We start from the raw sequence: 22366 nt of genomic DNA on the forward strand, positions 1-22366 counted from the left end.
GGCAAAATCCGGGATTGTCGGCCTCCTAACCTGACCGTCTAGAAGACAGCCGTCGACCTATCAGGTTTATTCCGGGGAGCGCAGAGGGATTGCGCCGGTGTCCGTACGTGTTTGCACCGGCCACAGTAGTTCAACGATGTCTCCCAGCAGTGAATGTCTTTCGTGGAGTGCCGCTGGGCCGAACTCCGGTATCGCACTCATTTTAAGGCCCGTCACGGCAATGAAGTCAGTGAAATCTTTCTTGCTCTTGTAGGTGTCCTCACGCAGCGTTTCGTTCCAGTAAAGGCTATTGGAGTACGACCGGAGCTTGTGGGAGTACGGTTCGTTGTTGCTGGAAATGTTGTCCCGCCCCCTAAGGAGAAGGATGCCGCCCAGCCGCGCACGCTCGGATTCGAAGCGCTCGTCATCTCCGTCGAACAGGGCTCTGTTTTCAGCGTTATAGGACAGAATGTGCTCAATGTGGAACCCGTACTTGGGCCCTGTCTTCGTGACCAGGTCCTCAATTGAATGCTTCATTTCTTTCTTCATGCCGGCAGCGATGAATTTTTCGATTCGGGCGAAGAAGTAGCGGGTGAATCGGCTGCCGAGCCGGTCCACTGTCATTGTGTTGAAGAGCTGGCGATTGAATGCGCCTGGGTTCTCGATTCCTCGGCGTAGGGCGATCTCCTCTGCAAGGTGGCTTTCGAATACCTTGGGGATCTCGTCGGCCGTCTTGTTCCGCAGTTCCGCGGCTACCAGGAACATCCGGTCCAGGAACTCATTCGAGTTGTAAGCGCCCTGCAGGCGAAGGAGAGTCGACATCCTGTCGATGCCGTCAGTGACCGCGACAATCTTCTCGTCCTCTTCCGGGTCCTTTACCGAACAGGCCGCGAGAATGAGAGATGACTGGGAATCAATTTTGTTGATTGCGGAGCCGTTGAAATATGCCGCATCGAATCCTTCAGTGAGGGTCCGGGCGTAACTTTGCACCCGCAGATACAGGTCTGTGTAGTAGTCGAAGTCTTCGGTCAGGAACTTTTTGACATCGCTGGGACTGTGTTCGAGGTGAAGAATATTGTTCAGGTCTTGCTTGAACATTTCGCGGTGGTAGTCGCCGTCAAACCGCCGCCCTGTGGAACGGGTGTCCGCATACCTGCCTTTGAGCCATGCTCGAAAGAAGTCATCCACGGTGTCTTCGCCGTACGCCGAGAGCCTTTCAACCCTGGAATCCCAGAGTTCGTTAAGTCCCAGGCGAGACAGTTCCATCTTCTCAATTTGCCCCAGCAGCTTTCCCTTGAGGATCTCGTGGGGTTTCAGTTTCACCCCGCGGTCGTTGATGACTTCGAAGACCATGGGGACATGGGTTGAGTCAACGTCCAGATTCACGAGGACAAGGCGCTGCAAAAAGAAGATCACGAAGGTGTTGAATCGAATAACTTCGGTGAGATTGCTGTCTAGCTGAGTGCTGATGATCCGGTAATTCGCGACCATGTTCTCCGCTGTCACCCCGGAAGCAGTGTTGATGAGAAGGGGGTCGGTTCCCTCGTATAGGGCGTGGAGGACCGGCAAGTGCCCAGCGTGATTCATCCAGAACTTCCGGCCGGAACCGGAATGACCCACAATTTTGCTTTCTATCCAGTGTTGGTGGGAAGACTCAACGCGTCGCGAGAGGTGGAAAAGCTTGATGAGTACTAGCGTCAGGGTGGTGAGCCGCTGCTGGCCGTCGACCACGTAGACCCTGCCGTCTACCCTGTTGGTCACATAGGTGTTGAGGTAGTACCACGGGTACTTATCCACCACGTTTTCGACAGTGGGTTCGAGAAAGGAGTTTTTGGTCCAGGATTCATCGAACTGAAAAAAGACATCGTCGAGGAGACGGCGAACGGGTTCTGACCCCCACTTGTAGCTTCGCTGGTAGAAGTCAATATTGAAGACCGTTTGCGAGAATGTTCTGTCCAGATTCTCTTTCTCCGGCTGAATTTCCAAGGCAGCTCTCCCCCATGCTAGTTTCAACGCCCGCTTCGCTGAAGAAACGGATGCCAAGGGCAGTGTGCCCTCGCTTGTCAGCCTACTTTTACTGGCCCTCTTCCTTTGAAACCAACACTTGCGACGAGAAGAGCGCCGCCGGAACTGGTCCCAGTTACCGATATCATTCTGCTTACAACGTTATTCAATACGCGATGAACTCGTGATTCCAGGACGATCCCGACTGGAGTCTTCAAACGAGCCCAGCGCCTGGATACACCATCCGATGTCCCTGGGGGAAAACGTGAGAAAATACGCCATCGTCTCTGCACTAGTTTTGATTCTCATCTCTGGCTGCGGTGCACCCCAAGCTACACCGGAAGCATCATCCAGCGCTCCTTCTCAAAAACCGGAACCCTCGGCCACGAAAACCGCCAAGGCTGCGTTCAAAGTTTCGGAGAAAACGACGTGCACGCAGCTTCTTGGCACTAATTCTGACGGTCCACTCTTCGGAGTCGTTTCCTTGGTAACGGAACTTAACGGAGAGAGTGATGGGGCTGCCGTAGTCGACAACGCCCGCCTCCTAGTCGAGGAAGTAGCGGGCATAGCTGAGCATGCCCCTGATAGCTTGGTCCCCCTGTTGACGGAACTTTCGGCCCCTATGGATGACGTCATCGGACTGGCGGACGGGACGCAGACGTCCCCCAATTTAGACTTGACTGCGTGGAAAGCGGCAGCAACAGAACTCCTGACCCTTTGCGGCCCCTATGACAGTGGTTCAGGAAGTCAGGCTGCTCCAGCACCTCAAAAATCCAAAGCGGACGAAATCAGTGCCGCCTACCCCGGCTACCCGCTGATAGTGAATGTTGCCTCACTCGACTGGCGAGTGGCCAGTGCCTTGGAAGGTCAGCTCGTTGACGGGCAAGTCGTTGCTCTCGCACCTGGGCTCTACACACCATTCAACCCCAACGTCCCGGACCTCAGGTCCTATTACGAATCCGGCGGTGTCACTGGAGACTCCGCGATGAAGAATGCGGTGCTTCCCAACATGGGTGGCTCGACTTGGTCCGGTGTCCTACCTGGATCTGAAGAACCTCAGAAATGAGGCGACAAGGTAGGCGCGGTGTTGTCGCCCCCGCGCCTAGGGATTTACGCTGCATCCAACCATGGTCGAAGGCAGCGGCTGCCGCACGGACACTGCGGAATCTTCCAAGGTAGAACTACTCCTACTACTTTTAGTGCACCCGCCCCCCCGGCCTGGCAATTCGGTGTCTCATCTATGGATCCTTTAACAAGACCGGGCGAGCTCGTCGTCAACTATTTCCAGAGCCTGCACTCCAGCGGTGTGACTTTCGGCGACAAATGGCGGTGTTTTTACCGCGCTATTTGGCGCGTGGTGCAGCCCGCAAGGGGAACCTGTTGCGGGGCATCTCGCCACGGTTCGGGAGTGGTATTTCAGGCACATGGGGTGTGGACTTGTCGGTTAGGTGGCGGCTTTTTGTGTTCGCTGAGTGTCGCTAAGGTTCCGCTAATCAGGATGCTTCCTGCTGCTTCCATGACGTCATCGGCGATGGCAGATGCTGCAAATAGGGGACCCTGATGAAGGCTCAATAGCCTCATTAGATGTGCTCGTGCTACTGATTCGGGACCCCTGACGATGCCAAGTGAAAGCTGAGGAGCGGCCTATGATAGGCGAAGCGCGTCGCTGACCCGGTGCTTGACTGTAGCCCGCCTTGGTCCTGCTGGTGACGCACGTTAGTCGGAGGGAAATTCTTACGTGGCGACGATGGCCGATGTTGCACGTGTTGCCGGGGTTTCCAGGAGCACCGTGTCGTATGTTCTCAGCGGCACCCGGCCTATCTCGGACGGGACTCGCCAAAAAATCCTCCGAGCGATGCAAGAGCTAAATTACACGCCCAATGTTCTGGCTCAGGGCCTAGCCGGCAGACGAACGGGAATTCTCGCCCTTCTCTTCCCGCTGAGTGAGTCAGGGTTCAACGTCACTGAGTATGAGTACATTCACGCGGCTTCTGAACAAGCCCGTAAAGATGGCTACCATCTTCTCCTCTGGCCCTTCGGTGCCGACGAAATCGACGAGGTCCGCACGGCCGTCAATCAAGGTTTGATTGAGGGTGTGGTCCTGATGGAAGTACTGACAACGGATGAACGTGTTCCCTTCCTGATTGAGGCAGGTGTTCCGTTTACGGTAATCGGCCGCACGGCAGATCCGCACGAACTCGCCTACGTGGATACGGATTTTGAGGCCAGTGGTTCAATGGCCGTGGAATATGTCGCAGGGTTGGGGCATTCGGAAATCGGATTCCTTGCCAGGAGTCAAACCGATATGGACGCTGGCCATGGGCCGGTTGTGAGAACGCTGGAAGCGGTTCTAGCGGCAGCAAAAAGGCTGAACGTCCGGGTGCACGTCTTCACGGCCCCTGCTACCTTCCTGGCCGGCTGGGACGTCCTCAGGGAAATCAAGGAGACAGCCCCCGGTCTTACCGCTCTCCTTGAACTCAATGAGCCCGCGACTCTTGGGTTAATGGCTGCCGCGGCGGAGGAAGGCATACGCATCCCTCAGGACGTTTCCATCCTTGCGGTGAACGTGAGTGAAAACGCCGCGCAGATGAGCAAACCTGCGCTTACGAGCCTGTCCCCTAATCACCGGGACATGGCACAGTTGGCCGTCAGCTACCTCACCAGACGCTTGCGCGGAGAGGACCATTCGGCCTTTCAGACCCTCGTCGTTCCTGAATTGATCGAACGAGGCAGTACCGCCGTTCCCCGTTCCTTGGGCAAACGCCTCCCTTAGGACCCCCTTGACGTGCCTCACGTCACCTTCTATGGTTAATCGACGCGCGTCGACGACGCGCGTCGACGATTTGTATCTCTGGCACGTGCGCATGTGAAGCTCGCTGCCACCATTCAACCCATCATTGAAGAGTCGAAGGATCACCGTGTTCACTACCGCCGCCAAGGCAAGCCGCACCGACGCTGAGCGCATGGCCGATCCCAGCTGGTGGCGTCAAGCCTCGGTTTACCAGATCTATCCGCGCAGTTTTGCCGATTCCAACGGGGATGGTCTGGGGGATATCAAAGGCATCACCGATAAGGTTCCGTACCTAAGGGATTTGGGGATTGACGCCGTCTGGTTAAGCCCGTTCTATCCTTCGGCGTTAGCTGACGGCGGGTACGACGTGGATGACTACCGCAACGTGGATCCGCGGCTTGGCACTTTGATGGACTTTGATCAGATGGTTCACGCCCTGCACGGGGCTGGCATCAAGCTGATCGTGGACATCGTCCCAAATCATTCCTCAAATCGCCACGCCTGGTTCCAGGAGGCATTGGCTTCGCCGAAGGGTTCTCCTGCCCGGGCACGCTACATTTTCCGTGACGGGCTGGGAGAAAACGGGGAGCTGCCGCCCTCAGACTGGGATTCGGTATTCGGCGGCCCGGCCTGGGAGCGCATCACCGAACCGGACGGCACGCCAGGGCAGTGGTACCTCCACATATTCGCGAAGGAGCAGCCTGACTTCAACTGGGACAACCCGGAGGTGCGCGAGGACTTCCTGAAGACCCTCCGTTTCTGGTCCGACCGTGGGGTGGACGGGTTCCGCATCGATGTCGCCCATGCCCTCACGAAGGAACTGAGCGAACCGTTGTCCCCCAAGGCTGAACTGGGCGCGCTCAATACCGGCGCTGACGGCTTCGAAGACGGCTCACACCCGTTCTGGGACCGCGACGAGGTGCATGAGATCTATGCGGAGTGGCGGAAGCTCTTCAACGAGTACAACCCGCCACGCACGGCCGTCGCCGAGGCCTGGGTGCACGCCAGCCGGCGTGCCCGCTACGCCAGCCCTGAAGGACTTGGGCAAGCCTTTAACTTCGACCTCCTGCAAGCCGATTTCAAGGCCAAGGAGTTCCAGGAAATCATCACCCGCAACCTGGCCGAGGCTGCTGCAACCGGTGCTTCCTCCACGTGGGTCTTCTCTAACCACGACGTCGTCCGTCACGCTACCCGCTACGGTCTCCCGGAAGGCAGCGGACGGCACTGCCTGAAGTGGCTGGCCGACGGAGGCCTTGGCTCTGATGTCGATGCCGAACTGGGCCTGCGCCGGGCCCGTGCTGCTACGCTGCTGATGCTCGCCCTCCCGGGGTCCGCCTACCTGTACCAGGGTGAGGAACTGGGTCTGCAGGAAGTCGGCGACATTCCCGACACTGAACGACAGGATCCCGCGTTCTTCCGCGAGCCCCGCGAAATGGTTGGCCGGGACGGGTGCCGTGTACCGCTGCCGTGGACCGCCTCCGGACCCTCGTATGGCTTCGGTTCCCGCGGTGCACACCTTCCGCAGCCGCACTGGTTCACCCGCTATGCCGTGGAAGTACAGGATGGCGTCGAGGACTCCACGCTGGAGCTGTATCGGCAAGCATTGCGGTACCGCCGCCAGCTGCAGACTGACGAACAGCTCAAATGGGTGCCGTCAGGTGAATCCGTCCTTCACTTCGCTCGTCCCAACAGCTGGCAGTCGGTGACAAACTTCGGGGCCACCGCAGTCGACCTTCCCGCCGGAACCGTACTGCTCAGCAGCGCTCCGTTGGACCGCGGCAGGCTTCCAGCCAACACGACTGCCTGGATCATCTGACCCATTAGCCAATCAGGCTCAACCCCCGCGACCGGTGCAACACCGAACCGGACGCGGCGGCAAGACCCCCGTCCCGGATGCCCCTTGGAGGACGGGCGGAGGAGCTGACACAAAACGTCGCCGCCGGCGCCCCGCCTCGGGTTGAAAGCTTCCTGCGGACACCCGCACCTGAATCATCTGTTCCACCCACCAAGCTGCCGGAGCACCGGCCAGGATTCACCTACAAAGGAGTAATCATGAAAGCAAAGCTGACCGCCACGGCGGCACTGATGATGGCGGGCGCGTTGGCGTTGTCCGCCTGCGGAGGAAGCACGAGCAGCGGCAGCACCGCCGGCGGTGGCGACGCGGCAACAAATCTGGATGGCCGCGGACCCATTACCTACGTGCAGGGCAAGGACAACAACAATGTGATCCGCCCGCTGATCGAGAAGTGGAACGCCGCCCATCCGGATGAAAAGGTCACATTCAAGGAGCAGACCGACCAAGCCGACCAGCAACACGATGATCTCGTGCAGCACTTCCAGGCCAAGGACACAGGCTATGACGTCATGTCCGTGGACCTTGTTTGGACGGCAGAGTTCGCGGCCAAGGGCTGGCTGCAGCCGCTCAAGGACACTATGGCGATCGACACCGCCGGGATGCTGCCCTCGACCTTGGAAGGTGCCTCCTACAAGGGAACCCTCTACGCGGCACCGCAATCCTCCGACGGCGGCATCTTGTACTACCGCAAGGACCTGGTTCCGACCCCGCCTAAGACCTGGGACGAAATGATGGGCATGTGCTCCATCGCCAAGGAGAACAACATCGGCTGCTACGCGGGCCAGTTCTCCCAGTATGAGGGACTGACCGTCAACGCGGCGGAGGCCATCAACTCGGCCGGCGGTACCGTCCTGGACAAGGACGGCAAACCCAGCCTGGACACGGCGGAAGCCAAAACAGGGCTGGAAAACCTCGCCAAGGCATATGCCGACGGGAACATCCCCAAGGAAGCCATCACCTACCAGGAAGAACAGGGACGCCAGGCCTTCCAGGACGGCAAACTCCTCTTCCACCGCAACTGGCCATACATGTACACCTTGGCCACAACGGAAGGATCCTCCAAGGTCAAGGACGTCCTGGGCATGACGGGGCTTCCCGGCACATCCGGGCCAGGCGCGTCCTCGCTGGGCGGCCACAACGTCGGTGTAAGTGTGTACTCCAAGAACAAGGCCACTGCCGCCGACTTCCTAAAGTTCATCATCTCGGAGGAGACCCAAAGGTTCTTCGCCACCCAAGCCTCCTACGCCCCCGTACTAACCCGGCTGTACGAAGACCAGGAACTCGTCTCTAAGCTGCCGTACCTGCCCGTCCTGAAGACGTCCATCGAGAACGCTGTTCCCCGCCCGGTCACCCCGTTCTACCCCGCAGTCACCAAGGCCATCCAAGAGAACGCGTATTCTGCCATCAAGGGCGAGAAGTCGGCTGAGCAGGCACTGGCCGACATGCAGAAGTCCATCGAGTCCGCTAGTGCAGGATCGTAGCAGGCCATGGCTACCGACTTGGGCCCGACGCCGGTGAAGCCGCCGGCGTCGGGCGGTACCGATGTCCACCACGGACCCAAGGGCGTTGGTGAAGACAACAGGATCCTCAGCCAGGGCAAGTGGGCCTCGTGGCTTCTTGCCCCCACCATCATTGCGCTCGGCATTGTGATCGTTTACCCGATCATCAGCGCCATCGTGATGTCCTTCCAGAAGGACGCGGGGCTGGATCCTGCCACTGGCCTGTTTACGGCCGGCGGCCCCGCCGGCATCCAGAACTACGTCAACTGGCTTGGCCAGCAGTGTGCCGCCCCGGGCGGCGGCACCGTTGCGTGTCCGCCGGGCACCTTGGGCGGCCAGTTCTGGAGTGCCACCGGAACCACGTTCTTCTTCACGGTTATCACCGTGGCCTTCGAGACGGTGCTGGGTTTCTGGATGGCCATGATCATGGCTCGCACGTTCAAGGGCCGCGGCCTGGTCCGCGCTGCCGTGCTGGTGCCGTGGGCCATCCCCACCGCTGTTACCGCCCAGCTGTGGCTGTTCATGTTCGACTTCAACGGCATCATCAACAACCTGTTCAATGCCTCGATACTGTGGACCGGCAGTGAATGGCCGGCGAAGTGGGCCGTGATCATTGCCGATACCTGGAAGACCACGCCGTTCATGGCGCTGCTCATCCTCGCCGGCCTGCAGATGATCCCGGCCGAGGTTTACGAAGCCGCAAAGGTGGACGGAGCAACTGCCTGGCAGCGCTTCCGGCTGATCACGTTGCCCCTGGTCAAACCGGCGTTGATGGTGGCCATCCTGTTCCGCACCCTGGATGCGCTGCGTATGTTTGACCTGCCGTACATCCTCACCGGCGGTGCCAACAACACCACCACGCTGTCCATCTTGGTGATCAACCAGATCAGGCAAGGGTTCAACTCGGCGGCCGCGCTCTCCACCATCACGTTCCTGATCATCTTCCTGGTCGCGTTCATCTTTGTCCGCTTCCTTGGCGCGAACGTTGTGGAACAAAGCGGAGCCACCGGTAAGGGGAAGAAATGACAACCACAGCTGCCTCAACGGCATTGCGGGAACAGCAGGACAAGGGCCGCAAGACGGCGCAGAACCGGGAAAAATGGGCGAGCGTCCGCACCTACATGAGCGCCGCCGTCATCCTGATCTGGTGCCTTGCACCCGCATACTGGATGGTGGTGACGGCCTTCCGGGAGGTTGGATTCACGTACGACACCACGCCGTGGCCAACCCACGTGACGCTGGACAACTTCCTCACGGCATTCGACACGTCGTTCGGCAACAGGTTCGGCCAAGCGTTGATAAACAGCGTGTTCATCGGTGTCACTGTCACGGTGATTTCGCTGGTCATCGGTGTGTTCGCGGCCTACGCCCTTGCACGCCTGAACTTCCGGTTCAAGTACCTTGTGCTGGGTTTCATCCTGGGCGCGTCAATGTTCCCGGGCGTAGCCCTCATCACCCCGTTGTTCCAGCTGTTCACCAACATTGGCTGGATGGGCACGTACCAGGCAATGATCATCCCGAATATCTCCTTCGTCCTGCCGCTGACGGTCTACACGCTGACGTCCTTCTTCCGCGAGATGCCGTGGGAGCTTGAGGAATCGGCGCGAGTGGATGGCTGCACTCAGGGGCAGGCGTTTCGGAAGGTGATCATGCCGCTGGCCGCCCCGGCCATTTTCACCACCGCCATCCTGGCGTTCATCTCCTCCTGGAATGAGTTCCTGATCGCCAGCCAGCTGTCCAACGACGCGACGCAGCCGGTGACGGTTGCCATCGCCAACTTTGCCGGCGCGCAACCGAACCAGATTCCGTACACCGCAATCATGGCGGCGGGCACCATTGTCACCATTCCTCTGGTGATCCTGGTGCTGGTCTTCCAACGCAAGATCGTTGCCGGCCTGACGGCAGGTGCGGTCAAGTGACGGGCCATGCTTCCCGCCCCCGGTCCACGGGGGCGGGAAGCAGCCGCCGGCGTGAGAGGAGCGGGGAGGACTTTGACATCATCATTGGGTTCCTCAGGTTCTGGGCCCTGGTCCTGCTGGTGGTCACCGTCTGGATGGAGGTGACGGCCCAGCCGGCGCTCGGCTGGGCCCTTGGCCTGCTGGCAACACTCCTGGCGCTGTATTGGATGGTGCGGCTCCGCCGGAAACTCCCGGCACGCAGATAAAACACGGCTCAGCTTAGCGTCAAGCGTGCCCTCAACAATCTGAGCGGGACGACGAAAACGAAACGATGAGTTCCCGCCACGGAAGTAGCTGGACCATTTGAACGGGTGTCTTGAAAAACAAAAGCTTTTCGAGACGCGGGCGTCGCGACTTGAAGCGTCAAGGGACTCAGCGTCGTGCCGGGCCACCCGGTGTCTTGGAAAGATGTCTCATCGTGGATCGTCTCAGGCGGATGCCGGCCGGGGGTTTCTGAGGCACAATGGCGGGGTGAGACATCTCGGGTATACGCGTGTGAGTACGTCGGGCCAGGACGCGAAGTTACAGCTCGATGCATTGGTCGACGCCGGGGTGCAGAAACGGGACGTGTTCGCCGATGTCACCTCCGGGAGCAAGGCCGCTATTGAGCGGCCCGGGATGAAGAAGCTCCTCGCGTATCTGGAGCCGGGCGATACCGTCGTCGTGTGGCGGGTGGACCGGCTCGGTCGGTCCTTGATTGATGTTTTGAACACGGTGAACCTGCTGCGGGAGCGCGGCGTGTATCTGAGGTCCATCTCGGACGGGATTGACCCCACATCAACGTCGGGCCGCCTGATGCTGAACATGCTCGCGACTTTGGCCGAGTATGAGCGGGAGTTGATCGTCGAACGCGTGAACGCGGGCATCGCCGCGGCCAGGAAGGGCGGAACCCGCTTCGGCCGGCCCTTGTCCGACCCGCTCGTCATCGCCGACAAGCTCGCGATCGCCCAGGACGCTCGCGCCAAGGGCCGCACCGCTGAGGAAGCGGCCCGACTCGTCGGCTGGAGCCGCGCGACGCTTTACCGTCATCAGCAGGCGGCCTCCCGGTTATGAAGCATGGACTGTCGGCCGAAGACCGCGCGGCGCTGCTCCGGCAGCACCTCGATGACGGTGTTCCCCTCGCCAGAATCTCTGACCAGGCCGGCATACCCCTCCGCACGCTGCAACGGTGGACGGCAGGATTCCGCGCTGCCGGTTCGGTCAAGGCCCTGGGCCGCCGGCCACGCTCGGACCGTGGGAGCCATTCGCTCCCGCCCGAAATCGTGGGCGCGATCGAAGGCCTCGCGCTCCGCCGCCCGGCACCGACCATCGCGTTTATACACCGGCGGATCTGTGACGTCGCGCTCGACCGCGGCCTTCCGGCCCCCGGCTACACGACCGTCCGGGCTGTGGTTTCCGCCATCGATCCGGGACTGCGCACGATCGCGCTCGAGGGCGACGCCGCGTACCGGGACCGGTTCGAGCTGGTCTACCGGCGCACCGCCAGCCGCGCGAACGAGCAGTGGCAGTGCGACCACACCGAGCTGGACATTGAAATTGTCGACACCGCCGGGGCCCGCGCACGCCCGTGGCTGACCGTCGTCCTCGATGACTACTCCCGCGCCGTCGCCGGCTACACCGTCTTCACCGGTGCGCCGACCGCGCTCCAGACGGCACTGGCCCTTCACCAGGCCGTGCAGCGCAAGAAACATCCGGCCTGGCCTGTCCTGGGTCTGCCCGATGTCCTTTACAGCGATCACGGCGCGGATTTCATGAGCACCCACCTCGAACGGGTCTGCCTCGACACCCACATCCGGCTCATCCATTCCATCCCCGGCGTGCCGCAGGGCCGCGGGAAGATCGAGCGGTTCTACCGCACCCTCACCGAAGGGCTCCTGCCCCATCTGCCCGGTTTCATCCCGCACGGTACCCGAGGGACCCCGGTGACGGAACCGACGATGACCCTCGAGCAGCTCGATACCGCGCTTGAGCGGTTCATCGTTGACGAATACAACCACCGCACGCACTCCGAAACCGGAGAGGTCCCCGCCGCACGCTGGCAGGCCGGCGGCTACATCCCCCGCATGCCGGCCCGGCCCGAGGACCTTGACCTCCTGCTCCTGACCGTCGCACACCAGCGCATCGTCCACCGCGACGGTATCCACTTCAACGGCCTGCGCTACCTGGACCTCACCCTTTCGGCCTTTGTCGGCGAAGTCGTCACCATCCGCTACGACCCCCGGGACATGGCCGAGATCCGAGTCTGGCACCAGGACAACTTCATCTGCCGTGCCATCACCCCGGAACTCGCCACCGGAACCATCACTTTCAAGCAGCTCAAGGCGGCCAGATCAGCACGCCGGAACGAACTGAAGAATAAGCTGCGCAGCAAGCTCAGCCTCGCCGATGCCCTCCCCACCGACGACCGCTACGCGCCGCCGGCACGCGTCGAACCGACAAAGGCCAGCCAGCAACCTAGTGATGAAAAGCCGCATCAGCTTCGCATCTACGCCGAAGACTGACCCCCAGGAGAGGAACGCCCATGCCCGCTAAGGACGAAAACGACGATGGCCGCCGCTTCCTATCCGCCGATCTCGGCGAGATTTCCGCCGCCCCGCCACCGGTCCCACCCGACACACCGGCATTTCTCATCACCAAGGAGCACCGGCGCTTCACCGAATTCGCCACCGCAGTCCGAACCAACCGCCATATCGGCGTCTGCTACGGCCCACCCGGCGTCGGCAAAACCCTCTCCGCACGCACCTACGCCGGCACGACCGAATGGGAACAATGGCAACGGACCGGTCAAACCAACACCGAGCCCATCCCTCCCCGCGTGCTTGAGGCCAGAACCGCATTCTGGACGCCCACAGTAACCATCAGCCCCCGAGAGATCGACCGGCAACTACCCCGGACCTGCCAGAGAATCTCTTGGGCAGTCGAATATGCCCAGGACGGCAACATCGACGTCTTTGAGCACCGCGACTCCCGGGCTTCCGGCCTGACCGAACTCCTCATCATTGACGAGGCCGACCGGCTCAAACCTCCAGCGCTCGAGCAGGTCAGGGACTACTACGACCGCCACACCATGGGCGTCATCCTTATCGGCATGCCCGGCATCGAAAAACGCCTCGCCCGCTACCCCCAGCTCTACAGCCGCATCGGCTTCGCCCACCACTACCGGACGCTCAGCACCGAGGAACTTACCTTCGTCCTGGCAAACCGCTGGCAGGAACTCGGCCTCACTATCGACCCCCACGACTTCACGGACGCCGAAGCAATCGCCGCCGTCGCCGGCATCACCAACGGCAACTTCCGGCTCATCCAACGCCTCTTCACTCAGATCACGCGCATACGCGGCATCAACCAGCTCAACAACATCACCAAGGAAGTCGTCGAAGCGGCGCGCGAAACCCTGCTCATCGGCACCTGACCGCGCCAAATAGCGCCGCTAAATAGACGCCAAATACCGTGGAAAATCACACTCCAGCGGTTCCAGCAAACCGTGCGTTGTCTCAACAATGTGTCTCAGGTGATCTATTCTCAGCCAAAGGGAAAGTGGCCTTTGATGAGCTTTGGGAGTCGCTTTGGGGAGTATTGGATATGCCCGGGTCCGTTCTCCCCCATCTACCGTGAGGCCCTGGCAGCCGACCCCGGATGGGACAAGCCCTCAAGGCGAGAGGCCGACGACGCGGCCGAGCTGGCAGCACCGGCTAGAGGAACTGCAAAACCTCCGTGCCGGCATCCGCCAAAGTCCGGATCGAGTTGGGCCAGATGTGCATCCGAACGACGTCATTCCTCGCTGCCACCGAAAGGGGTGGTCCGGGCCCGACCGGCAGGCCGGGCCTTTGTCCGGTGGTGCCTCCCCCGCCCTCTCACCTGGCGCTAACCACCGGCCATCGATTTACCGCGCGACTGTGTTAATTCCTCCGGCCGACGGCGGCCTCTGCGCGGGGGCCCTATTAGCATGGTTACATGCTTTAGCGCAGCCATGCCGCTTGTTGACCCACAGGTTATGGGGTCCATTGCGCGGCCAACAACAGCTCATGCCATAAGCCATGCCATACGACCTATTTGACGCTCAGCTACAAGACTCGCTGGATGAATCCTTAGGACTCCAGCCACTCGTCCCGTAAGAAGTAATGTCTAGCGGCAAGCTAAGCGAACAATAGAAGCGGCAATAGCTGGCCAAGCCTGACGCCCAACGTGTCGATAAGTAAGCGGACAGGCGGGGTTCCACACGGGCACAGCAACGGGTCACCCAATAAGGGCCAGCACAGGATCTACAGCAATAGGCGCAATACAGGATCACGTTGAAGAGCCAATTGTTCATCTGACGTGGCAGTACGTGGGGGAGCAGGCGTGACGCCCAGCAATTCCCATAACGTGAACCTCAATATATGACCCTGCTTTGGGCACTGTTATCCCTCTTATGCGTGTCACTACCAACTTTCCCAGAGGAGTGCACATAGCGTTGACAGCAGGACAACATGCAACCCAGCAAGTAGGAGAGTCGCCGACCAATGGCACGATCACTGCAAACCCCCGCACCCCCCAAACCCCATGCGACACGGGCCATTGACCGTGTCGTCTCTCTGGCGAACGGCAAGGGCGGAGTCGGCAAAACGACCACTGCAGCCAACGTTGGCGGGTACGTAGCGCTGGCCGGCTCCCGCGTACTGCTGATCGACCTTGACCCGCAGGGCGACCTGGCCCGCGACCTCGGATACGAGCGGCAGTCGGGCAGGGAATTCTTCCAAGCCCTCATTACCGGCACAACGCCGATGATCCTGCGCGACGTGCGGGAAAACCTTGACGTCATCCCCGGTGGCCAGGACCTCGAAGACATCCAGGGCCTCATGGTGTCCCGCTCCAGCCGCTCCGATGCCGGCGACTTCGGCGACATGCTCTACGCCGTTCTGGCCCCGCTGGCCGACGATTACGACTTGATCCTGATCGACACCCCGCCGGGGGAGCGGATCCTCGTAGAAGGCGCCTTCGCGATCTCCAGCGCCGTTGTCATTCCTACCCGTTCAGATGATGCGAGCATCGACGGTGTCGAACGCATAGCACGCCGCTTCATGGCGGTACGTGACCGAAACCCGTCCCTGCAGTTGGCGGGCATCGTCCTATTCGGTGTCGGACCGCGCTCCTTGCGCTTGGAACGCAGCGTCCGAGACACCTTGGCAGACATGCTCGGCACCGTCGCCCCGGTCTTCGAAACCCGCATTAGGAACCTGGAGAGCGCAAGCGCCGACGCCCGCCGTAAGGGCCTGCTCTTCCACGAACTCGAAGGTGCCGTTACCGACGGTCAGAAGAACCGCCTGAAGGCGCTCCGGGCGGGGGAGAAGCCGGTGGACGGTTTCTTCTCGCGCAATGCCGGGGGACTGGCTGAAGAGTACGAGCAGCTGACCGGTGAGATCCTCGCGCGACTGAACGAGATCGAAAGCGGGAACCACGAATGAGCGGTCGACAGAGCCTTGCCGAGGCCTTCGCCCCTGTAGCGCCTGCCCGTGGTGCAGCACTGCAAGGGTTGCTGGCTCCGAAAAGGGGGAGGGGTGCCTCCGCGCCGGAACCCGAAACCAGAGAGTCCGGGGAGGCACCGGCCCGGGAACGCACCCTGGTGCTGCCAGCAGCAGGGCCCGTTCCCGCTGACACGCAGGCACCTACTGAGCAGCCGCAGGCACCTACTGAGCAGCCGCAGGCAGATAAGCACGCCACTGAGCAAGCACCTGTTGAGGAGGCGCCTCTTGAGGAGGCGGGGGAGCAGGAGGAGCCCGCGCCTACACCCGTCAAGGCCCCAAAGGCCACTACGCAGCAGCAGCCTGCTTCAAAAAAGGCAGCTAACGCGACCAAAGCCTCCGAGCTGGTTCCCGGGGCGCTACGCAACGTTGGGGTGTACCTGCCGCCGGCACTCCTGGCCCAAGTCAAAGATGCCGTATATCAGGAGCGGACCACCTACGCGGACCTGTTGATTGACGCCTTCGAAGCCGTCGACGACAAGCAGATCGCCAAGGAGTTCAGTCCTGAGACCACGCTGACCAACTCCGGCATGCCCCGCCGTGCACCGCGGAAACGGGGAGAGGCCGGCATTCAGATCCAGCTGCGCCTCGACGGACTGCAGGTTGCCTGGCTGGATGAGAAGGTCAGGGAGTTCGACGCACCGTCGCGCAGCGCGCTCGTCTCGGCCGTCTTCAAGCTTCATATGCAAGCGGGACAGACTGCGGGGGAGTGATGCAGGACCTCTTCGAGACAAGCATGGCATGTCTTCCCGTAGTGCTTATGGCATAACTTATGGCTCGAAAACGGAGCGTGCAAACATTACGTTGCGAGTGGATGATGGGCTCACACACTGACAGGCCTCTGCGCTGACCCTCATCCGGTTCTGTTGAAGGCTAGGTCGGACAGTGACCATTCATCGGGCGGCCCCTCGAACATCTCCCAGGGATAATCTTCGTCGGGGGAGAGCAGCTCCGGGACGGTAGCGACGTTCCTGGCCAGCCATTCCCGCCAGATGATCCGATCGTTGCGGTAGCGCTGCAACTGGACGGCAACCGCCTCGAGGACCCCGAATTGCTCAGCGAGCTGTCTCAGTGATGTCCCAGCCACGATTGACCAGACCCGCCTGGGACTACGGACAACCAGGTTCCAAGCGGCGAGGACTTCCAGGGCTTCATGGACGGCGGAACGAGACAGCCGGGTGATCCGCACAATCTCGGCGGTCGGCAACCCGGGGGAGTGCTCCAGCGCTTCGTAAACGAACGCGGCCGGCAGCCCCAGTTCCCGAAAGACAGGTCGCAGTGCGTGGATTTTCCCTCTCTGCCAAGTAGCATCCTCAGCAACACTTTTCAGTTCTTCGGGGATGGCCAGCATGTAGAGATCACCTTTGGTTCCCCTGGCTTTTTCAACGAGGGTAACCAGAGGGTCCTTCTCCGCACGCAGCTGCCTCAAGTGCAGGCCAACAGTGGTGTGGTCGAGACCCGTGGCCACGGCAATGGACCGCACGCCGAATTCAACGAACCGAGACGCCGTCATGTGGGCTGCCTCCCCTAATGCCCTAAGAACCATCCGCCGCGCCATTCCAGTCCTGGATTGTTGGTAATTCACCTCCCTGATACGCAAGGCGTTTCGCCATGTCCGAATAAACCGATGCTCTGCATCGGGATTTGAAATTGGGCGGATCCCCTTTACCTCTGCCGGCTGTGTATTTGGCTGGCTTGTGGGGGATCTGCGGACATTGTCATTCGGGTCGGTCTGGGCCGTCTTTTTGCTCAAGAAGCTGACGGCGCTCATCCAGTCGCGGCGCAGTGACGGGGAGCGGTGGCGGGCTGCGTATCGGGCGTAGAAGGAGGCCAGTCCAGGCCAGGTTCCCTGCAGCATCCGGCGCTCCACATCCACCAGCTCCAAGCCGGCGGCCGCGGCACTGAGGATGACCGCCTGGCGGGCCTCGGAATCAGAGGCGTACCGGGTGGTGTCGTACATGCCGGTCTGGGCGAGCACCTGCATGGCCCGGGACATGCGCCCCACCGGTTGCTCAACCACGGGAACATCAGAGCTAGCCGGAGTGAAAGTTTCCTCTAGCCGAAGTGCCCTGACGGCCTTGATCTCGGCGGCCAGGTCGTTGGTCATGGCCGCCCAGACGGCGGCGCTGTTGGGCCTGCGGGCGATGTCGTAGGCCACGGACAGGCTCATCGCCAGTTTCTGGTAGCCGCCTCGCTTATGCGGTGAGCCGGGAGTTCGCATGCAGCCGTGAAGGAGGTTCTGGTGTGGGGTCTTGTCCAGGCTCCGGTACCGGGTACCCAGCGCCTCGACAAGGTCACGCGCTTCTGAAAAGGTGACCCGCCGTACGAGCGGGACATAGACGTGGCGACCGCCGTTGGGGGAGTAGTCCTCAATCCAGCGGGCCCCGACCGAGTACAGCCAGGACTGGACCGCGCGGACGTCGGCCTGTACCCAATCGAGTCCGGCTACTGAGGAGTCAAAGTCGAGAAAGATCGCCGCGCAGGTACCGTCCTTACCGAAAATTCTCACGGCCGCGGGCAGCGAGGGGAGTGCTTCTGTCAGGTTCCGTTCGTGCTTCTGCGGGTACGTTTTACCCGCATCACGAGAGAGACGCATTCTGGGCTGGCCGGCCAGCAAGGGAGCTAGAGCTGCCCAAACGGTTGCTGGATCGTCTGGCTGCGTGGACACGCCAACAGCGGGGCGTGCTGGCAGCACGGAGACGTGCTGATGTACGATGTGAGTAATCCTTCCGGGGATTGAGGTATGAAAAAGGGCCGATCCTGCCAGATCGGTTTCATAGCAACACAAAGGATGGCCTGTTCAGGCCCTCCACGACTTACAATCTGATCCGCCGGCAAGCAATCCAGAGGGTAAGTCTCAAGCTTCGAAGGCCCGCCTAGTGCGGGCCTTCTTTTGTTATGAGGCGATGCGAATGGGCAGCTCCTGCTGGTAGTCGTCCTGATCGAGTGCGGCCAAATCTTCCTTCAGTTGTGGCTCGACAACGGACAAAAGGTACTCAGTGACGGTCAGTCCCTTGTGAGCTGCCACTTTGGCGATACCGTCAGCGGTGGGTTCGGGTGAGCGAAAACCAATGAACTTACGCAGGCCTTTGCTGGGGCGCCCGCCGCCTCGATTTACTGCTACTGCCGTCATTTGCTGTGTCCTTTGATTTTGTAGCCGCCTGAACGGTCGGTTACAGCTTCATCGTTGTATTGCCTGCCACCAGGACTACCTGAAAGCCCCTGCGGCTGCTCCGAAACTACCACCGGGCAACTGAACCCCTTGGGATTTGTTTTCAGAAAACGAAAGCGTGTCGCGTATGTGACTTTTCAGCATGTGAGGCCCCTGACGTCTTGAGACTCTTCGATAGGCGACGCCCTCGGTTGCATGCCATCAAGCCTGTTGGGACGCCCTTCCGCGCGGTCTATCAGAGCACCGACATACTCGCCGAAGGACATGTTGTACCGCTGCTTCGCCTTCCAGGCGGCGTAGTGCTGGTCCGGGTGCACAAGGCAATTCAGCGGCGCCTTCTTACCGAGCATCTTGGGTGGCCGGTATTCCTCGATGTCACTCACCCTCACTTCGGTTCCAGAGAACCTGTAGACCTACAGGTTCTGCCGCGACGGCACCCAGTCCTCCCTTGAAAGAGACCAAGCAATCGACAGACTACATACATGCTCCGCACATGCACAACTCACTGCCTGTACCCTCGGGTAGTCATCGGGTAACATCTCTGTTAGCTGCCCGCCTGCTCTGTGTTGGCGGCCTACACAAGTCGCGGAGCTTGGCTAAGGAGCTGTATAGATGGCAAATGGGGGCCGCAGCGTGTTTCTTACGCAGCATCAGAAGAAAGAACGGCTTGCGGATCGCATGGGCATTCTGGTGGACATTTGGGAGGCAGATAACAACACTGCTCTGACATACCCTCATGTGGAAGAAGCACTTTCGGCCCACGGAATCCACCTGTCACGGACGCGTTGGTCCTACTTGATCAACGGCACCGGCAGCCTGGTGACCGATCAGGACCTGCTAAAGGGGATAGCAGAATACGTTTTTGCTGTACCCGCCAGTTATCTGTGTGACCTCAATAGTGAGACTCCCCCGGAGGTGGAAGCGCGCATGGAGTTCCTTGTGCAGATGCGCAAGCTCAAGGTGAAGAACTTTGCGGCGAGAAACCTGGGGGCCACCTCGCCCGAAATGCTGCGGACGATTACCAAAATCATCGATGCGTCGATGAACGGCGAAGAGGAAGACTGAATGGGCCTCCCGCCGGTCGCAGAAAAGGTCCGGGAGTTATGCGGAGACGGCACGACGTCAATGGCGGAAGTCCTCGAACGTCTGGCCGTCATCTGCGAAAAGCCGATCAAGCTGATCGAGCAGGAGGGGTCTTGGGGAACTCTGACAGCCTTCAAATTGGACTTTGAAGATCACTTCAAAATCTATGTCCCGCCGCAAAACTCGACGCAGTACAAGCTTCACTGCATCTATCACGAGCTCGGACACATATATCTGGAGAGCTTCCAAGGCCACTTGGTTCTGCCCGATTTCTCTGAAGAGATGCTGAAGGAGGCTGCCGGCGCGAAAAGCATGAGCTGCTGTTCTGTTCAGAATCATCCCGTAGAACGCTGGGTGGAGGATTTTGCATTCGAGATGTCAAAGAAGACCCGCGCGCGTAACTCCTCCGAGACTGATCCTTTCCTCTGATAGAACATGAAACAGTTGCTCTTTACGCTGCTAAGTGCCCTATGCCTCCTTCGGATCCCCTCGGTAGTCAAGGTGGCGGAAGCCCGGGCATCGTGGGTCGCATCGATGTTCGGCCTGGCGGCGCTTTATGTCCTGGGAACGGTTACGCCGCTGGTGTCCATCGACAGCTACCTCGGTGGCGTCAATGTGACGAACCTTCTTCAAGCCATCTTCGCGCTGTTGGCGATCTTCTTCTTCAACGACAGTGTGCGGCGGTTAGCAACCGTACCAGTCAGGTGGACTTACTATGCTCCGTTGCTGAGCATTCCCATCATGATTGTCAGCTTCGCCCTCATTGAGGACAAAGGTCCAACCTCTGCGGACTTCATTGATTACCGAATGGACCAACTCGCGACCGCCACGTACAGCGGCACTTACATGTTCGCGTTGCTATTCACCGTGCTTAGGATCATCTACATGCTTCGGCACAAGGGCAGGGGCCTGTACGCAACATTCTCAGCGGGCCTGGCCGTGGTTGCGGCGGCCGTCTCGTGCCACATTGCATATGTGCTGCTGTTCCACTTCACGCCCTGGGATGCCTTCGCAGAGTCAATCGGAGCTTGGTTTGACCGTCTATTCTATGCCGGCCTCTCGGTGACGGCTGCGGGGTGGCTAATTCTTTTCCTGTCCAAGCAGCTGCCGAGGTTGCGGCTCTGGATGATCGATGCGCTTTGGCTCACTGCGCTGAGGATCCGGATAAATGCAGATCAGTCTCGGGTTAGTCCGGCATGGGATCTGTTCAATGAAACGCTGGAAAATGGGGTCTACAAAAGCCTCATTGTTCTGCATAACTACCAGCGGGGAAACATGTGCCCGTTCCCGGAGTCTGTTCAGGGCAGGATCAGCCAGATCGAGGCAAAGCTGGACGCGCGGGTCTAGCCTTCGGGCAGGATCGTTTTGTTGATCCAACTCGTGAGTTCGTTGGTGAAGGTGTGAGGTGACACATTCCACTCCTGGGTGTGGTGCGCCTCAGGTAAGGGAATCAGGGTGACGGTGTCGGGGTTCGCGCGTTGGAACTCCGCCGAAATTTCCCAAGGAACCTCCTGATCCGCGCTCGAGTGCAGAACCAAGGTCGGGATTGACACCCGGTTAGGTACGTCGACCCATTCAAGGGCATCGAAGTTGATCGGTTCGTCCAGCCCGAGCATCTTCGCGAATGGGGGAGCCTGCAGCAAGGACATGACAAGGCCGGCACCTACCGCAGGCACGCCGGCGGCCTCCGCTCCTGCCGTGATGGTTTTACGCCAGCTCGTGACCGGTCCTACCAGGACGATCCCGGCGATCCGGTCCCGGTAGGCGCTGCGCTCCGCTGTGAGCAGGGCAATCGTCCCACCCATTGACCAGCCCGAGAGGATGATTCGCTGCGCGCCGTGAGTCACGGCGTAGGCCACAGCGCTTTCCACGTCCCGCCATTCTGTTTGACCAAGGTGGCTCGACTCGGCCTGTGGCGGGCTGACCTCCAGGTCGCTGCGGAATGAGGGCACCAAGGAGGTGAATCCCAAGGGGCTGAAGGCGTGGACGTCACGGAACATGATCGAGCGGTCGGTCCAGCTGCCATGAATGTGGATCACCCATGTGTCCGCGTTCCTACCTTCAAATAGCCATGCCGGCGCCGCGCCGTAGGCGGTGGGGATGTGTACCTCTTCAAACCGCCCGCCCACGGCGGAGGGTTCGAAGAACACATCGGGCGTCCAGTCGACCAGGGGTCCCAAAGTCACCGGCCCGGACCCCGTCGGATGAATTCGACGCTCCACGAACTTTTGATCTTCGTCGATCAGGGTGACCTCGCCGACCCTGGTGTAGCGCTCGGCCGCAGGGTCGAACACGGCGAAGTCGCCGTCGGCTTTGGTGTAGTCATCCAAGTCGATGCGGACTCTGCGGCCATCAGCTGTCAGCTCGGCGCGACGGTAATCCTTTGGGCCCCGTCTAACGATCTTGCGGGCCATGATGACCGCGAATCCGAATAGTGAGCCCACGGGTACGAGGAACGCCAGGCAGGCGAGGCCACGCCTTTTCGTCATCATGTATCGCCCTCCAGCGCCGACCCGGGAAGAGT

The 22366-nt window shown here is 60.4% G+C and carries 19 protein-coding genes; 15 read left to right on the top strand and 4 right to left on the bottom strand.

Going from position 1 to position 22366, the window contains the following annotated elements:
- Positions 1 to 66: 66 nt before the first annotated feature.
- A complete protein-coding gene (locus M1E07_RS00730) occupies positions 67 to 1965 on the bottom strand; it encodes a DUF262 domain-containing protein (protein WP_461186792.1) in 1899 nt (632 codons plus the stop codon).
- Positions 1966 to 2605: 640 nt separating this feature from the next.
- Between M1E07_RS00730 and M1E07_RS00735 the strand changes: the two genes are divergently transcribed.
- The 12 genes from M1E07_RS00735 (at position 2606) to M1E07_RS00790 (ending at position 16300) form a co-directional block, all read left to right on the top strand.
- Positions 2606 to 3049: a hypothetical protein gene (locus M1E07_RS00735; RefSeq protein ID WP_461186793.1), complete on the top strand. Its 444-nt coding sequence runs from the start codon at positions 2606 to 2608 to the stop codon at positions 3047 to 3049.
- 681 nt (positions 3050 to 3730) lie between these two features.
- On the top strand, positions 3731 to 4756 hold the full coding sequence (locus tag M1E07_RS00740; RefSeq protein WP_461186835.1) for a LacI family DNA-binding transcriptional regulator: 1026 nt from the start codon (positions 3731 to 3733) through the stop codon (positions 4754 to 4756).
- 145 nt (positions 4757 to 4901) lie between these two features.
- Positions 4902 to 6590: a glycoside hydrolase family 13 protein gene (locus M1E07_RS00745; RefSeq protein ID WP_461186794.1), complete on the top strand. Its 1689-nt coding sequence runs from the start codon at positions 4902 to 4904 to the stop codon at positions 6588 to 6590.
- Between the two features lie 236 nt (positions 6591 to 6826).
- A complete protein-coding gene (locus tag M1E07_RS00750; RefSeq protein WP_461186795.1) occupies positions 6827 to 8110 on the top strand; it encodes an ABC transporter substrate-binding protein in 1284 nt (427 codons plus the stop codon).
- A 6-nt stretch (positions 8111 to 8116) separates the two neighbouring features.
- Positions 8117 to 9154 carry a carbohydrate ABC transporter permease gene (locus M1E07_RS00755; RefSeq protein ID WP_461186796.1) on the top strand — a complete coding sequence of 346 codons (1038 nt, stop codon included), beginning with the start codon at positions 8117 to 8119 and terminating at the stop codon, positions 9152 to 9154.
- Positions 9151 to 10047: a carbohydrate ABC transporter permease gene (locus M1E07_RS00760; RefSeq protein WP_461186797.1), complete on the top strand. Its 897-nt coding sequence runs from the start codon at positions 9151 to 9153 to the stop codon at positions 10045 to 10047. The genes M1E07_RS00755 and M1E07_RS00760 overlap by 4 nt, the downstream gene beginning before the upstream one ends.
- Complete coding sequence (locus M1E07_RS00765; RefSeq protein ID WP_461186798.1) at positions 10044 to 10292, top strand: hypothetical protein; 249 nt, start codon at positions 10044 to 10046, stop codon at positions 10290 to 10292. Before M1E07_RS00760 ends, M1E07_RS00765 begins: the two co-directional genes overlap by 4 nt.
- 265 nt (positions 10293 to 10557) lie before the next feature.
- On the top strand, positions 10558 to 11139 hold the full coding sequence (locus M1E07_RS00770) for a recombinase family protein (RefSeq protein ID WP_461186799.1): 582 nt from the start codon (positions 10558 to 10560) through the stop codon (positions 11137 to 11139).
- Positions 11136 to 12587 carry a transposase gene (locus tag M1E07_RS00775; protein ID WP_461186800.1) on the top strand — a complete coding sequence of 484 codons (1452 nt, stop codon included), beginning with the start codon at positions 11136 to 11138 and terminating at the stop codon, positions 12585 to 12587. Before M1E07_RS00770 ends, M1E07_RS00775 begins: the two co-directional genes overlap by 4 nt.
- A gap of 20 nt (positions 12588 to 12607) precedes the next feature.
- Complete coding sequence (locus M1E07_RS00780; protein ID WP_461186801.1) at positions 12608 to 13498, top strand: AAA family ATPase; 891 nt, start codon at positions 12608 to 12610, stop codon at positions 13496 to 13498.
- 1090 nt (positions 13499 to 14588) lie between these two features.
- Positions 14589 to 15530 (top strand): ParA family protein, encoded by a 942-nt coding sequence (locus tag M1E07_RS00785; RefSeq protein ID WP_461186802.1) that lies wholly within the window; start codon positions 14589 to 14591, stop codon positions 15528 to 15530.
- Complete coding sequence (locus M1E07_RS00790) at positions 15527 to 16300, top strand: hypothetical protein (protein ID WP_461186803.1); 774 nt, start codon at positions 15527 to 15529, stop codon at positions 16298 to 16300. The genes M1E07_RS00785 and M1E07_RS00790 overlap by 4 nt, the downstream gene beginning before the upstream one ends.
- A 140-nt stretch (positions 16301 to 16440) precedes the next feature.
- Here the strand turns inward: M1E07_RS00790 and M1E07_RS00795 are convergent, their stop codons facing one another.
- Complete coding sequence (locus M1E07_RS00795) at positions 16441 to 18183, bottom strand: MarR family transcriptional regulator (RefSeq protein ID WP_461186804.1); 1743 nt, start codon at positions 18181 to 18183, stop codon at positions 16441 to 16443.
- Positions 18184 to 18483: 300 nt separating this feature from the next.
- The gene (locus tag M1E07_RS00800) at positions 18484 to 18720 is read right to left on the bottom strand and encodes a hypothetical protein (RefSeq protein WP_138605593.1); all 237 of its coding nucleotides are present in this window, start codon (positions 18718 to 18720) and stop codon (positions 18484 to 18486) included.
- 651 nt (positions 18721 to 19371) lie between these two features.
- On the opposite strand from M1E07_RS00800, the gene M1E07_RS00805 reads away from it, so the two are divergent.
- Genes M1E07_RS00805 through M1E07_RS00815 form a run of 3 tightly spaced genes read left to right on the top strand, consistent with a single transcriptional unit; the run spans position 19372 to position 21189 of the window.
- A complete protein-coding gene (locus M1E07_RS00805; RefSeq protein ID WP_461186805.1) occupies positions 19372 to 19824 on the top strand; it encodes a hypothetical protein in 453 nt (150 codons plus the stop codon).
- Complete coding sequence (locus M1E07_RS00810; protein ID WP_461186806.1) at positions 19825 to 20271, top strand: hypothetical protein; 447 nt, start codon at positions 19825 to 19827, stop codon at positions 20269 to 20271. It abuts the gene before it with no gap.
- Between the two features lie 6 nt (positions 20272 to 20277).
- Positions 20278 to 21189, top strand: coding sequence for a hypothetical protein (locus M1E07_RS00815; RefSeq protein WP_461186807.1), 912 nt, complete (start codon positions 20278 to 20280; stop codon positions 21187 to 21189).
- Here the strand turns inward: M1E07_RS00815 and M1E07_RS00820 are convergent.
- Entirely contained in the window at positions 21186 to 22256 is a 1071-nt protein-coding gene (locus M1E07_RS00820) for an alpha/beta hydrolase family protein (protein WP_461186808.1), read from the bottom strand. The two genes, M1E07_RS00815 and M1E07_RS00820, sit on opposite strands and share 4 nt — an antisense overlap.
- Positions 22257 to 22366: the final 110 nt, after the last annotated feature.

This window comes from Arthrobacter sp. Z4-13, assembly GCF_054792705.1.